12 protein-coding genes and 4 tRNA genes are annotated in these 13,596 nt (G+C 52.7%); 2 read left to right on the top strand and 14 right to left on the bottom strand.

Annotation, left to right across the window (positions count from 1 at the left end; translation table 11 throughout):
* The first annotated feature begins 79 nt into the window (after positions 1-79).
* Together F3I44_RS06570 and F3I44_RS06565 are read left to right on the top strand one after the other, a co-directional pair.
* Positions 80-880, top strand: coding sequence for an inner membrane protein YpjD (locus F3I44_RS06570; protein ID WP_150014580.1), 801 nt, complete (start codon positions 80-82; stop codon positions 878-880).
* A 15-nt stretch (positions 881-895) separates the two neighbouring features.
* Positions 896-2,182, top strand: coding sequence for an HlyC/CorC family transporter (locus tag F3I44_RS06565; RefSeq protein WP_013358821.1), 1,287 nt, complete (start codon positions 896-898; stop codon positions 2,180-2,182).
* 61 nt (positions 2,183-2,243) lie between these two features.
* Here the strand turns inward: F3I44_RS06565 and luxS are convergent, their stop codons facing one another.
* The 14 genes from luxS to tam form a co-directional block, all read right to left on the bottom strand.
* A complete protein-coding gene (gene luxS / locus F3I44_RS06560) occupies positions 2,244-2,759 on the bottom strand; it encodes an S-ribosylhomocysteine lyase (protein WP_003849049.1) in 516 nt (171 codons plus the stop codon).
* 152 nt (positions 2,760-2,911) lie between these two features.
* Positions 2,912-4,519 carry a glutamate--cysteine ligase gene (gshA, locus tag F3I44_RS06555; protein WP_150019358.1) on the bottom strand — a complete coding sequence of 536 codons (1,608 nt, stop codon included), beginning with the start codon at positions 4,517-4,519 and terminating at the stop codon, positions 2,912-2,914.
* A gap of 31 nt (positions 4,520-4,550) precedes the next feature.
* Positions 4,551-4,979, bottom strand: coding sequence for a YqaA family protein (locus F3I44_RS06550; RefSeq protein WP_010248498.1), 429 nt, complete (start codon positions 4,977-4,979; stop codon positions 4,551-4,553).
* Positions 4,976-5,542 carry a fructose-1-phosphate/6-phosphogluconate phosphatase gene (yqaB, locus tag F3I44_RS06545; protein ID WP_150014584.1) on the bottom strand — a complete coding sequence of 189 codons (567 nt, stop codon included), beginning with the start codon at positions 5,540-5,542 and terminating at the stop codon, positions 4,976-4,978. The genes F3I44_RS06550 and yqaB overlap by 4 nt, the downstream gene beginning before the upstream one ends.
* A gap of 580 nt (positions 5,543-6,122) precedes the next feature.
* A tRNA-Arg gene (locus F3I44_RS06540) sits at positions 6,123-6,199 on the bottom strand.
* Between the two features lie 219 nt (positions 6,200-6,418).
* Positions 6,419-6,495 (bottom strand) — tRNA-Arg (locus tag F3I44_RS06535).
* Positions 6,496-6,706: 211 nt separating this feature from the next.
* Positions 6,707-6,783 (bottom strand) — tRNA-Arg (locus tag F3I44_RS06530).
* An 8-nt stretch (positions 6,784-6,791) separates the two neighbouring features.
* Positions 6,792-6,884: transfer RNA gene (locus F3I44_RS06525), tRNA-Ser, on the bottom strand.
* 282 nt (positions 6,885-7,166) lie between these two features.
* Positions 7,167-7,352 (bottom strand): carbon storage regulator CsrA, encoded by a 186-nt coding sequence (csrA, locus tag F3I44_RS06520; protein ID WP_008927091.1) that lies wholly within the window; start codon positions 7,350-7,352, stop codon positions 7,167-7,169.
* A 248-nt stretch (positions 7,353-7,600) separates the two neighbouring features.
* The gene (alaS, locus tag F3I44_RS06515) at positions 7,601-10,228 is read right to left on the bottom strand and encodes an alanine--tRNA ligase (protein ID WP_150014586.1); all 2,628 of its coding nucleotides are present in this window, start codon (positions 10,226-10,228) and stop codon (positions 7,601-7,603) included.
* A 133-nt stretch (positions 10,229-10,361) separates the two neighbouring features.
* The gene (locus tag F3I44_RS06510) at positions 10,362-10,880 is read right to left on the bottom strand and encodes a regulatory protein RecX (protein WP_150014588.1); all 519 of its coding nucleotides are present in this window, start codon (positions 10,878-10,880) and stop codon (positions 10,362-10,364) included.
* 121 nt (positions 10,881-11,001) lie between these two features.
* Positions 11,002-12,072: a recombinase RecA gene (gene recA / locus F3I44_RS06505; RefSeq protein ID WP_150014590.1), complete on the bottom strand. Its 1,071-nt coding sequence runs from the start codon at positions 12,070-12,072 to the stop codon at positions 11,002-11,004.
* Positions 12,073-12,167: 95 nt separating this feature from the next.
* The gene (gene pncC, locus F3I44_RS06500; RefSeq protein WP_150014592.1) at positions 12,168-12,662 is read right to left on the bottom strand and encodes a nicotinamide-nucleotide amidase; all 495 of its coding nucleotides are present in this window, start codon (positions 12,660-12,662) and stop codon (positions 12,168-12,170) included.
* Between the two features lie 68 nt (positions 12,663-12,730).
* Complete coding sequence (gene tam / locus F3I44_RS06495; protein ID WP_150014688.1) at positions 12,731-13,543, bottom strand: trans-aconitate 2-methyltransferase; 813 nt, start codon at positions 13,541-13,543, stop codon at positions 12,731-12,733.
* Positions 13,544-13,596 lie beyond the last annotated feature (53 nt).

Here is a 13,596-nt window from a genome sequence, read left to right as displayed (position 1 = left end):
TGCCCCTCAGATCGTTTGGAGCCTGCTTCGGCTGGCGCTATACTGCCTTTTTCCTTATCTGACTGACCTGAAAGGATCTATGTTCGTTTTCGCGATAGTGGCGCTATTCGCCTACTCCTTAAGTCTTGCCCTTATCATTCCCAGCCTGTTGAAACGTAACGGCGGCTGGCGGCGAATGGCGATGTTCTCTGCCTGTGTGGCGCTGGTGACACACGCGGTCGCCCTGCAGCAACGCATATTTGCGGTTGATAGCGGACAGAATTTAAGCCTGCTCAACATTGGCTCGCTGGTGAGCCTGTTGATCTGCGCCATCATGACCATTGTGGCGTCACGCAACCGTGGCTGGCTGCTGCTGCCGATTGTCTACAGCTTCGCGCTGATTAATCTGGCCTTCGCTACTTTTGTCCCCAATGCGTTCATCACCCATCTGGAAACCACGCCGGGCATGATGATCCATATCGGTCTGTCGCTGTTCGCCTATGCGACGCTGATTATTGCCGCGCTCTATGCGCTGCAGCTGGCGTGGATTGATTACCAGTTGAAAAACAAGCGGCTGGCGTTCACCCAGGATATGCCGCCGCTGCTGACCATCGAACGTAAGATGTTTCATATCACCCAGGTCGGCGTTGTGCTGCTGACGCTGGTGCTCTGCACCGGTCTGTTTTATATGCAGGATCTCTTCAGCGCAGAAAACGTCGATAAAGCCGTTCTCTCCATCATTGCGTGGTTTGTTTATATCGTTTTGCTCTGGGGGCACTATCATGAAGGCTGGCGTGGTCGCCGCGTCGTCTGGTTTAACTGCAGCGGTGCCGTGCTGTTAACTATGGCTTACTTCGGCAGTCGCATCCTGCAGCATCTGCTTGTCCCTGTCTCTCGTTAAAAAGGAAGTTCTGCGTTGGAGAATGTTTCAACCACCACGCTGATTATTATTCTCTGCGTCATGGTCCTGGTTTCCGCCTGGTTTGCCGGGTCGGAAACCGGCATGATGACGCTTAACCGCTATAAGCTGCGCCATCAGGCCAAAAACGGTAATCGCGCCGCACGCCGGGTGGAGAAACTACTGCGTCGTCCTGACCGGCTGCTCAGTCTGGTTTTAATCGGTAACAACCTGGTCAATATTCTGGCCTCCGCCCTTGCCACCATCGTAGGCATGCGTATTCACGGTGATGAAGGCGTTGCGATTGCGACCGGCATCCTGACCTTTGTGGTGCTGGTCTTCGCTGAAGTGCTGCCAAAAACCGTGGCGGCGCTCTATCCCGAGCGCGTCGCCTTTCCCAGCAGCCTGCTGCTGGTCCCGTTACAATACATCATGCTGCCGCTGGTCTGGCTGCTCAACACCATTACCCGGTTGCTGATGAGGATAGCGGGTATCCGCGCTGACGGTGCCATTAACTCTGCGCTGAGCAAAGAGGAGTTACGTACCATCGTCTATGAGTCGCGTAGCCTGATGTCACGCCGGAACCAGGACATGCTGCTCTCTGTGCTCGACCTGGAGAAAGTCAGCGTTGACGACATCATGGTGCCGCGTAATGAGATCGTCGGTATCAACATCAATGATGACTGGAAGTCGGTCGTACGTCAGCTGAGTCACTCGCCACACGGCCGCATCGTGCTGTTCCGGGATTCGCTGGATGACTGCGTCGGGATGCTACGGGTACGCGAAGCCTGGCGCATGATGACGGAGAAAAAAGAGTTTACCAAAGAGACGCTGCTGCGTGCCGCCGATGAGATCTACTACATCCCGGAAGGTACACCGCTTAACACCCAACTGGTGAAGTTTCAGCGCAATAAAGAGAAAGCGGGCGTGGTGGTGGATGAATATGGCGACATTAAAGGGCTGGTGACGATTGAGGACATTCTGGAGGAGATTGTTGGTGACTTCACCACCTCCATGTCACCGTCGCTGGCAGAAGAAGTAATGCCGCAGAATGATGGCTCGGTGCTGATTGAGGGCAGTGCTAACGTGCGTGAAATCAATAAGGCATTTAACTGGCAGTTGCCAGAGCAGGAAGCCCGCACCATCAACGGCATGCTGCTGGAAGCGCTGGAAGAGATCCCCGCAATCGCCACCCGGGTTCAGATAGGCCATTACAACGTCGATATTCTGGACGTGCAGGACAACATGATTAAACAGGTGCGCATCACGCCAAAGACGCCACTGAAAAAATCGGTCGGTTCCTGAAGCCATAAAAAAACGCCGCAATCGACATGATGCGGCGTTTTTTTTAGCAGAGAAGCTCTGGCTAGATGTGCAGTTCTTTCAGCTTTTCAGCAGGCAGCTTCAGATCGTCGTTGCGGTTAACGCCGATCTCATGCGCCAGCACATTGCGGGCAATCTGCTGCGCTTCATCCAGTGAGTGCAGCTTGTAGCTGCCACACTGGTATTCATTCAGCTCAGGGATCTGGTTCTGATCTTTCACTTTCAGAACATCTTCCATCGCCCCTTTCCACGCTTTCGCAACGCGCTGCTCGTCTGGCGTACCAATCAGGCTCATGTAGAAGCCGGTACGGCAACCCATTGGCGAGATATCGACGATTTCCACACCGTCACCATTCAGGTGGTCACGCATGAATCCGGCAAAGAGATGCTCAAGCGTATGAATGCCACGCTCAGTGAGGATATCAATGTTCGGGCGGCAAAAACGCAGGTCAAAGACGGTAATCGTATCGCCATGCGGAGTCTTCATGGTTTTAGCAACGCGTACTGCCGGTGCGCCCATGATGGTGTGATCAACGGTAAAACTGTCCAGTAGTGGCATACGTCACCTCCTGTTCTGAGAATTTTTTTAAAACGATGAAACTTTTCTGTTCGCCCAACGTCTGAATATATGAAAGACGCGCATTTGTTATCATCATCATCCCTGACAACAGAGATGTTAATTTGGCCACATTGATGTGGCCTTTTTCTTTTCTACCCTTCCCGGCTCGCCAGATACGCTTCAAAATCCAGCTTATCATTCGCTTCCAGCTGCTGCTGTGCAGCAACAGACGCCTGCGCCTGACGCGTGAAATCGTCTTCTGTCAGCACTTCCAGCGGCTCTTCGCAGAGCAGATGGCGATACTGTTCAGCCAGCGCCACCCCTGTTCCGGTGACACCATTGTCCTTCATTGCCTGAAGGATACGCGCCGAGTAGGTTAGCTCAGGATCGTCGAACGATGCTACCAGTTGATCGCAAACCTGCTGATATTCCGTGCTGTCCTGATTATGACTGTCTAAAACTTCAGCAACCCGACGCAGATCGGCAAACAGGGTCTTGCCTACTTCCACCAGCGAATGTTCAGCTTCTCCGCATCCTACTGCAATTTTTTGATCCGGCTTACGCCCTTCCAGCACCACCCGGTTCCAGTTTTTACGGGTGCATTGCAGCTCATCGGCACTCATTTCCGGCGCATCCGCCAGGGTACACCAGATCAGGAACAGATCGAGGAAGCGAACCTGATTCTCGTCAACGCCGATGGCAGAGAACGGGTTGATATCCAGCGAACGCACTTCAATGTATTCAATGCCGCCACGCAGCAGCGCATCTGAAGGTGCTTCACCCGAACGCGTCACACGCTTAGGCCGGATGGGCGCATAGAGCTCGTTCTCAATCTGCAGCACATTGGTGTTGAGCTGCAGCCAGTTACCGTCGGCATCTTTGGTCCCCATCGCCGCATACTCTTCTGACGGCGTCCTGATGGCTTTCTTCAGCGCAGTGACATACCCTTCCAGCGAGTTAAACGTGATGCCCAGAGCGCTCTGCGATTTATTGGTATAGCCTAAATCGCTCAGACGCAGCGAGGTGGCGTACGGCAGCCACATAGTATCTTTGTCATTGGTTTCGAACGGCAGCGCGCTCTCACGCCCCTGCAGGAAGCTTGAGCTGATAGCCGGCGATGCGCCAAACAGATACGGGATTACCCAGCCAAAGCGATAATAGTTGCGGATCAGCCGCAGATAGCCCGCCGAAATCGTCTCTTTGCCACTTTCCTGATCTTTCACGTCAGCCCACTCCTGCCAGAATGAGAGCGGCAGCGAGAAGTTGTAGTGAATGCCAGAGATAGTCTGCATCAACGCGCCGTAACGGTTTTTCAGGCCTTCGCGGTAGAGGGTCTTCATCTTGCCGATATTGGAGGTGCCGTATTGCGCCAGCTCAATATTATTCGCGTCGTCAATCTCACACGGCATACTGAAAGGCCACATGCGTTCATCACCCAGTTCACGGGCGACATGACGGTGAATATCGCGCAGGAAGGCCAGCATATGATCGATGCTGTGATCCACTGGCGTAATAAATTCCAGCAATGTTTCGGCAAAATCAGTGGTGATCCAGTCATGTTTCAGCGCCGAGCCCAGAGATTCCGGGTGGCCGGTTTTTGCCAGATTGCCATTTTCCTGTACACGCAGCGTTTCACGCTCGATGCCACGGCCAATACCTTTCAGGGCATTAGGATGCGCTTCCAGCCAGGAGAGCGCTTTAGATACGTCCGGGATCACATTACCCCCCCGCTGTGATAATAATTTATTTTTGTTCAGCATAATGTTAACCGTAGCCTCGAATCTGTGCGAATCAATGCCACCATTGCATACCCTGTAATGTGGCAGTCGCGATAACGATATAACGCAGTGTTTTGCCGACGGCGAGAAACAGCATCGCGGGTAGCCAGGCGAAACGCAACCAGCCTGCGAGAACGCAGAGCAGATCACCTATCACCGGCAGCCAGCTGAATAACAGTGCTGCAGGTCCCAGTCGGTGCAACCACGTCATTGCTGTGTCATGCCATCGCCCCTGACGTTTTAGCGGCAGCAAGCGACCAATAAGAATGTTGGTTAAGCCGCCCAGGGTGTTTCCCAGGGATGCGGCCAAAAGCAACCCGTAAACTGATGTCTTTTTTGCTATTAATAGTGCTATCAGCAATGCTTCAGAACTTCCCGGCAGGAGCGTCGCACTCAGAAAACTGCTGCCGAACATCGAGGCATAGGTAAGAACGTCACTCACAGTAAGCGGACATCCACCACGTCCATGCCTGCCGCCTTCGCAGCCTGAACGCCAAAGTCAGCATCCTCGAACACCACACAACGTGCCGGCGCGACACCCATCAGCTCAGCGCAGCGTAAGAAGGTTTCAGGCTCAGGCTTATGACGCTGAACGTCGTCAGCGCCGACAACTGCAGAAAAGAGCTCACGCACGCCCAGCTGCGTCAGTAACGCCTCTGCCATGTTGTGTTCGCTTCCGGTACCCACCGCCATCGGACGACGCCCGTGATACGCTTTTACCACCTCCATTAAAGGCAGCGGCTTAACGTTTTCCAGCAGCATCGCTTCCACAGCAGCGGTTTTTTCTGCGGCAAGAAGATGAGGGTCGTGTGACGACTGATTGGTTTCAATGATGAACTGCGCAAGCCGCCAGGCGGGAGCGCCATTGAAGTCGATAATACGAGCTTCATCCAGCGTTAATCCATAACGCGCCAGTACCTGACGCCACGCTTTTCGATGTGTCGGCTCAGTATCAAGAATCGTGCCGTCCATATCGAAAATCAGGGCGTCATATTGATCGTACATTGTCACTCCGGACATCCACCAAATGAGACATTACTTTAGCCTAATGTGGACAGGTTGTCGCCAGGGGGGATGAACAGCAAATGCTTTGAAAGCATTAACAATTTTTGTTTTCAGATAAAGGTGATCGTGCGCGGCCAGTGATAACAGTGCGAATTTTAAGCGAATTTTTTACATTCTTTTGGCTGACAGGCTGCGGGGGACGGGCGTGGGCAGCAAAACAGAGAGTGCTGACGCGTGAGACAGGCGCTGTAATTCGCTTAAGTCAGAATGATGAATCAGTGAGGCGGGTTAAGCAGAAAAACAGTATGGGTAAAGCCTGAGGGAAACTGCTGGGGGAGTTCCTGAAACGTTTTTAGCTTTGGGGCACAGGCGGTTACTGATGCGGCAGTAAGGAGTTTAGTGAGTTCTTAGCGATGATACATTGAGGGTTTATGAGAGAACAAAGATGGTGCATCCAGGAGGATTACTCAGCTTGCGCTTCGCCCTGTGGGCCGTTGCTAAAGCAACGTTATCCTCCTTAGTGCGGCCTGAACGCTAATCACGTCATGACACACTGAGGCACTGACCATATTGGAGAATATGGTGCATCCAGGAGGATTCGAACCTCCGACCGCTCGGTTCGTAGCCGAGTACTCTATCCAGCTGAGCTATGGATGCATTGGGATCTATCTTTTGGGGTCTGTCTTTTGAGGTACAACTTTTAATGGAATTACAGAAACCAACCTGAGGATGTTACAAAGAATGGTGCATCCAGGAGGATTACTCAGCTTGCGCTTCGCCCTACGGGCCGTTGCTAAAGCAACGTTATCCTCCTTAGTGCGGCCTGAACGCTAATTACGTCATGACACACTGAGGCACTAACCATATTGCAGAATATGGTGCATCCAGGAGGATTCGAACCTCCGACCGCTCGGTTCGTAGCCGAGTACTCTATCCAGCTGAGCTATGGATGCATAAATCTAATTCTTGTACAACGCAGGGTGCTAACTACTCACCATGAAAGGAATTGCTAATTCACTTTGTTTTTCGATGGTGCATCCAGGAGGATTACTCAGCTTGCGCTTCGCCCTTCGGGCCGTTGCTAATGCAACGTTATCCTCCTTAGTGCGGCCTGAACGCTAATGCGTCATGTCACACCGAGGCACATCTCCATATTCGAAAATATGGTGCATCCAGGAGGATTCGAACCTCCGACCGCTCGGTTCGTAGCCGAGTACTCTATCCAGCTGAGCTATGGATGCATCGAAAATGGCGGTGAGGGAGGGATTCGAACCCTCGATACAGCTTTTGACCGTATACTCCCTTAGCAGGGGAGCGCCTTCAGCCTCTCGGCCACCTCACCTTACGCTTTCTTTCGAACCGTGCGTCTGAACTTGTTTCTGCTCATCGGCACTGCGTGGCGCACATATTACTTTCCCGGACTTTTAAGTCAAACAATTTTTCCGAAACTTTGTTTGATTGAGCAAATCACACACAATTAGGACGAAATGGCGACAAAAAGAGTGAATTATCAACAATGAAAGGTGATGTCGTTAACGAAACAGGGAAGAGAAAGCTGAAAAGAAAAGGAGGGATTTTTACAGAAAGCGGTAGCGCCTCGCACAGGTGCGAGACGCTGAATCCGTTAAACGCTGGTTTGTTGCGTTTTTTCAGCCTGGATGCGTTGATAGATCTCTTCGCGATGCACAGACACTTCTTTCGGCGCGTTAACCCCTATACGAACCTGGTTACCCTTAACACCCAGCACCGTTACAGTTACCTCATCACCGATCATGAGGGTTTCACCAACTCGACGAGTTAGAATAAGCATTCTTTGCTCCTTGAAAGATTAAAAGAGTCGGGCTTGTACAGGCTCCCGGCATTATCCATCATTTAACGCTGCACATTGACTATGAGAAATACACCAATGCACATCGATGCGCCAATACATTCTGCTGATAGTTAGTTTAGCCGAAATACACTACATCAACCTGACTTTGTCATTTGCTGTTTTAGCATCGTATTAAAAAGCGCCGGAACCGGAGTTCTGACGCTTTTTACAATGCCTTGTTCTATGTGTTACAGGCGGCTGTTAACCCAGCTCTCAACCCCTGCCAGAGCGCTTTTCAGCGCTTCAGCATCAGTACCACCCGCTTGTGCCATATCAGGACGGCCACCGCCCTTCCCGCCAACCTGCTGTGCCAGACCGGCAATCAACTCACCCGCTTTAACACGGTCAGTCAGATCTTTGGTCACACCCGCAATCAGTGACACCTTACCTTCAGCAACTGTCGCCAGCACAATAATCGCCGATCCCAGCTGATTCTTAAGATCATCAACCATGGTACGCAACATTTTAGGCTCGACGTTGTTGAGCTCACTGACCAGCAGTTTCACTCCCTTAACGTCGATGGCATTGCTGCTCAGTGAGGCACTCTCCTGCGCGGCCTGCTGATCGCGCAGTTGCTGCAACTCCTTCTCCAGAGCGCGTACATGATCGACCAGACCACGCACTTTCTCGTTGAGGTTGCTGCTGTTCGCTTTAACCAGTTGCGCAAGATCCTGCAGCTGGCTGCTCTGCGCATTGACCTGTGCCAGCGCCCCTTCACCGGTAATGGCTTCGATACGACGGATGCCTGCCGCCGTTCCTGACTCAGCCTGAATACGGAACAGGCCGATATCACCCGTGCGCGCAGCATGCGTACCCCCGCACAGCTCAACAGAGAAATCACCCATGGTCAGAACGCGTACGCGCTGATCATATTTCTCGCCAAACAGTGCCATTGCACCCTTAGACTTCGCCGCATCAAGATCCATCACTTCAGTTTCAACCGGCAGGTTGCGACGAATCTGCGCATTGACAATATCTTCGACCTGACGAATCTCCTGTGGTTTCATCGCTTCAAAATGCGAGAAGTCGAAACGCAGGTATTTGTCATTAACCAGCGAGCCTTTCTGCGCCACATGCTCACCTAAAACCTGACGCAATGCGGCATGCAATAAGTGGGTCGCAGAGTGGTTAAGACGGATGCGCGCACGACGTGCCGCATCAACCTGGGCCTCAAGGCGATCTCCGATACGCAACTGCCCTGCGGTCAGCTTACCGACATGACCGATTGCCTGACCATATTTTTGTGTATCCTGGACGCTAAATTCAGCATTCTTCCCTTTCAGCAGACCGGTATCGCCTACCTGACCACCGGATTCGCCATAGAATGGGGTTTCATCCAGCACGACTACAGCATCCTGACCTGCGGTCACTTCATCAACCGCCTCACCCGCAACGTAGAGCGCTTTCACCGTGGCGGTCAGATCAAGCTGGTCGTAGCCTTTGAAGGAAGAGGCGGCATCAATGCGAATCACGTTGCTGTAATCAGCGGCGAAGCCACTTGCTTCACGTGCGCGCTGACGCTGCTGTTCCATCGCCTGCTCAAAGCCCGCCTCATCAATTCTCAGGTTGCGTTCGCGGCAGACGTCAGCCGTTAAATCAGCCGGGAAGCCAAAGGTATCGTAAAGACGGAAGACGATTTCGCCATTGAGCGTGTCGCCCTGCAGTTTTTCCAGCTCTTCGTCTAACAGGGCCAGTCCGCGCTCCAGCGTTCTGGCAAACTGATCCTCTTCGCTTTTCAGCACCTGCTCAACCTGAGCCTGCTGACGCTGTAACTCTTCGCCCGCAGCCCCCATAACCTCAACCAGTGGCGCAACCAGCTTATAGAAGAAAGCCTCTTTGGCACCCAGCATGTTGCCATGACGTACGGCACGACGAATGATACGACGCAGCACGTAACCACGGTTCTCATTTGACGGAATCACGCCATCGGCAATCAGGAAAGCACAGGAGCGAATATGGTCGGCAATCACACGCAGCGATTTATTACTCAGATCGGTTGCGCCGGTAACCTGTGCCACAGCCTGAATCAGTTTCTGGAACAGGTCGATTTCATAGTTGGAGTTGACGTGTTGCAGAACGGCAGAAATACGCTCAAGGCCCATTCCGGTATCAACCGACGGTTTTGGCAGCGGCAGCATAGTGCCATCAGCCTGACGGTTGAATTGCATAAAGACGATGTTCCAGATCTCAATATAACGGTCACCATCTTCTTCCGGGCTGCCCGGAGGGCCACCCCAGATGTGATCGCCATGATCGTAGAAAATTTCACTGCACGGACCACAAGGACCGGTATCGCCCATCTGCCAGAAGTTATCTGACGCGTACGCGCTGCCCTTGTTGTCGCCGATGCGGATAATGCGCTCGCGTGGCACGCCGATTTCATCCGCCCAGATATTGTAGGCTTCATCATCGGTTTCATAGACCGTCACCCACAGACGCTCTTTCGGCAGGCTGAACCACTGTTCGCTCGTCAGCAGTTCCCAGGCAAAACCAATCGCCTCTTTCTTGAAGTAGTCACCAAAGCTGAAGTTACCCAGCATTTCAAAGAAGGTGTGGTGACGTGCGGTGTAGCCGACGTTTTCAAGATCGTTGTGTTTACCGCCTGCGCGAACGCAGCGCTGTGACGTGGTCGCACGTGTATAATCACGTTTGTCCTGACCGAGGAACACATCTTTAAACTGGTTCATCCCGGCGTTAGTAAACAACAAGGTTGGATCGTTATTCGGTACGAGGGAGCTGCTGGTTACAACCTCATGTCCCTTGCTATGAAAAAAGTCGAGAAACGCTTGACGGATCTCAGCAGTGCTCTTGCTCATATATGTCCTGGAATCACGCTAACGAACGTTCCCTCTGATCGGCGCGGCCACATTCTCGTGGTGCCTGATTAGCGGAACAAAAAGTGGGAATAAGATAAATTTTCTTCGTTGGGAAGTAAAATTACATCGGCTTTTAGTCATCAAAATTTCTGAAAATGGACTGGATATCGTCGGTCTGAAAGCCCTTCGACTGCAGATAGCGTAGTACTTTCGCCTTCTCTTTCCACTCTGTGGGCAGCGGATGTCCGAATTTTCGTTCAGCCAGCTGTGCGGCGCAGGCTGCCCAGTCAACCTCTGTCTCTTCCATCGCAATATCAATGGCTTCACGATCGATGCCTTTCTGAGCCAGTTCAAGCCGTACGCGCTGCGACCCAAAACCTTTACGGCTTCGGCTCTGAATAAACCGATCGGTGAAACGCTCGTCGTTTAACCAGCCGCTTTCCTGACACCAGTCCAGTACCTGCTCCAGCAGCGCTTCAGTGATAATTTCAGGCTCTTTTTTCTGCGCCCATGCGGCACGCTGAGCTGACTGTTGCAGCTTACGGGATAACTCAGCACGGCTGTGGTCACGCTGACCCAGAATGCGCATCGCACGGTCAAGCAGACGAGAATAAGAGACAACATTGGGTTGGGGCTGAGAGGATTCAGTCATACTGCGCACCTTCTAAAAACAGAGGGAGATTATGGCGACAGAACAGGACAGAGGGAAGGCAGGAAAAGTATCAGGGGGGATAAAACAGCGGGAGAGGCTTTTGCCCCTCCCGCATCAGAAATCAGAAGTCTTCGTTCGCTTCACTTGCCGCGTCTTCTTTCTCAGCAGTCTTGTCGGCTGCTGCGAGTGTCTCATCCGCGCCATTGAGCAACATCTCACGCAACTTCAGATCAATTTCGTTTGCTACAGCAGCATTCTCTTTCAGGAAGTTGCCGGCATTCGATTTACCCTGACCAATCTTGTCGCCATTGTAGCTGTACCATGCACCCGCTTTTTCAATCAGCTTGTGCTTCACGCCCAGGTCGACCAGCTCACCAAAGGTATTGATACCTTCACCGTACATGATCTGGAATTCAGCCTGTTTAAATGGCGCGGCAATTTTGTTTTTCACTACCTTAACGCGGGTCTCACTACCCACCACGTTATCGCCCTCTTTGATGGCACCGATACGGCGAATATCAAGACGGACAGACGCATAGAACTTCAGCGCGTTACCACCGGTAGTGGTTTCCGGGTTACCAAACATCACGCCAATTTTCATACGAATCTGGTTGATGAAGATCAGCAGCGTATTGGACTGCTTCAGGTTACCGGCCAGTTTACGCATCGCCTGGCTCATCATACGTGCCGCGAGGCCCATATGTGAGTCACCGATTTCACCTTCAATTTCCGCTTTCGGCGTCAGCGCCGCAACGGAGTCGACGATGATAACATCAACAGCACCAGAGCGCGCCAGCGCATCACAGATTTCCAGCGCCTGCTCACCCGTGTCGGGCTGAGAACAGAGCAGGTTTTCGATATCTACGCCCAGTTTCTTGGCGTAAACCGGATCAAGCGCATGCTCAGCATCGATAAAGGCACAGGTTTTGCCTTTACGCTGTGCAGATGCGATAACCTGCAGGGTCAGCGTGGTTTTACCGGAAGACTCTGGTCCGTAGATCTCAACGATACGGCCCATTGGCAGACCGCCTGCGCCTAATGCGATATCCAGCGAGAGCGAACCGGTAGAGATGGTTTCCACATCCATTGAGCGGTCTTCACCCAAGCGCATGATGGAGCCTTTACCAAATTGCTTCTCAATCTGGCCCAGCGCGGCAGCTAAAGCCTTCTGTTTGTTTTCATCAATCGCCATTTCAACTCCTAATCAAGCCGGGTAAACACGCACTCAAGGTGCCTGCACTCTTTCTGTTGCCGACAATTATACTGTATAGTCATACAGTATCAAGTTTAATTTGTCAGAAATTCGCCATACAGTTTCTGCAGGGCCCATGCCACCGACTGGCGGCGGACGGCATCACGATCACCGCTAAAATGCTGCTGAAAAGTCAATACGTTATCCTGCGGCCCGGCAAAGCCAAACCACACCGTGCCGACCGGTTTTTCTTCACTGCCGCCATCCGGGCCGGCAATGCCGCTGACGGAGATCGCGTAGTCAGCCTGGGCTGCCTTGCGGGCACCCAGCGCCATCTCACGCACCACCGCATCACTCACCGCGCCATACTGCGCCAGCGAGTCAGACTTAACATCCACCAGCTGCTGTTTCGCCTCATTACTGTAGGTCACAAAACCACGTTCGAACCAGGCGGAACTGCCGCTGATATCGGTAAAGACTTTGGCAATCCAGCCGCCCGTACAGGATTCCGCACAGGTTACGGTGGCATTACGCTGCTTCAGCTTCTCACCTATCTGCGCGCTTAACGCCTGCAATTGCTGATCGTCCATTACAACTCTCCCTTTGGTCGTGGGTTGAAGGTGGTGCAGAAAAACCACTTTTTCAAGGGCTATTATCATTATTGCCCTGTTTTTGCAGCCTGCTTTCCAGCGCCATCACCTTTTTTCACTGCAACCATAAAAAGCCGCGGAAAGGCGAGCAGAATCTGACCATCGGCCTGAGCCGGATAAGCGGTAAGTAAGCGCTGATGATAATCAGACAGAAAAGACATCTGTTCAGACTCATTTAGCATCGCCAGGAAAGGCCTCAGACCGGTCGCCTGTAACCAGCGGATAATCGCCTGTGCATCGGCCATCACGTGATAATAGGTGGTTCGCCAGATATCCACCTCACAGCCGGCCTGGGTCAGCAGATCATAATATTCGCCTGTAGAAAGCAGCTGTGTACGTTCAGCGGCACTGGCACTCATGCGTAACGACCAGCGATCGGTAGCCGCCACCTCGCGCATCAGCTGGTGCGACGGCTCATTGAGGTTATCAGGCATCTGGATCGCCAGCACGCCCCCGGGTGCCAGCAGGCTAACCAGATGAGCAAATAGCGTGGCGTGATTATCCAGCCATTGCAGAGATGCGTTGGCATAAATCACCTGCTGCGGCGCATCCGCCTGCCATGTGCGGATATCTGCCTGGACAAAACGGCAGTGCGGCAGACGTTCACGGGCCTGAGTTAGCATCGTCGCTGAACTGTCGAGCCCGGTGATCTGCGCCAGCGGCCAGGCATCGGCGAGCAGCTCGGTGCTGTTACCGGGTCCGCAGCCCAGATCGGTCACCTGTTCAACCTGTCCCAGGCTGATGCGCGCCAGCAGCTCGCGGGCTGGACGGGTTCGTTCCGCTTCAAATTTGCGATACAGCACGGGATCCCACTCTTTCATCATCACCTCTCGCTCAGTTGTCAGAAGCATTCGCTTACTGAGACGGATGAAAG

Source organism: Pantoea sp. F_5, assembly GCF_008631595.1.
Taxonomy (GTDB): Bacteria; Pseudomonadota; Gammaproteobacteria; order Enterobacterales; family Enterobacteriaceae; genus Pantoea; species Pantoea gossypiicola.
The sequence above is the reverse complement of the archived record's forward strand: the minus strand, read 5'-3'. Positions and strand labels throughout refer to the sequence as shown.

Bases quoted from the DNA above. Each gene is read 5' to 3' on its own strand.
- alaS (WP_150014586.1), bottom strand. From the start codon at position 10,228: ATGAGCAAGAGCACTGCTGAGATCCGTCAAGCGTTTCTCGACTTTTTT.
- recA (WP_150014590.1), bottom strand. From the start codon at position 12,072: ATGGCGATTGATGAAAACAAACAGAAGGCTTTAGCTGCCGCGCTGGGC.
- pncC (WP_150014592.1), bottom strand. From the start codon at position 12,662: ATGGACGATCAGCAATTGCAGGCGTTAAGCGCGCAGATAGGTGAGAAG.
- csrA (WP_008927091.1), bottom strand. From the start codon at position 7,352: ATGCTTATTCTAACTCGTCGAGTTGGTGAAACCCTCATGATCGGTGAT.
- luxS (WP_003849049.1), bottom strand. From the start codon at position 2,759: ATGCCACTACTGGACAGTTTTACCGTTGATCACACCATCATGGGCGCA.
- tam (WP_150014688.1), bottom strand. From the start codon at position 13,543: ATGAAAGAGTGGGATCCCGTGCTGTATCGCAAATTTGAAGCGGAACGA.
- yqaB (WP_150014584.1), bottom strand. From the start codon at position 5,542: ATGTACGATCAATATGACGCCCTGATTTTCGATATGGACGGCACGATT.
- F3I44_RS06510 (WP_150014588.1), bottom strand. From the start codon at position 10,880: ATGACTGAATCCTCTCAGCCCCAACCCAATGTTGTCTCTTATTCTCGT.
- F3I44_RS06570 (WP_150014580.1), top strand. From the start codon at position 80: ATGTTCGTTTTCGCGATAGTGGCGCTATTCGCCTACTCCTTAAGTCTT.
- gshA (WP_150019358.1), bottom strand. From the start codon at position 4,519: ATGCTGAACAAAAATAAATTATTATCACAGCGGGGGGGTAATGTGATC.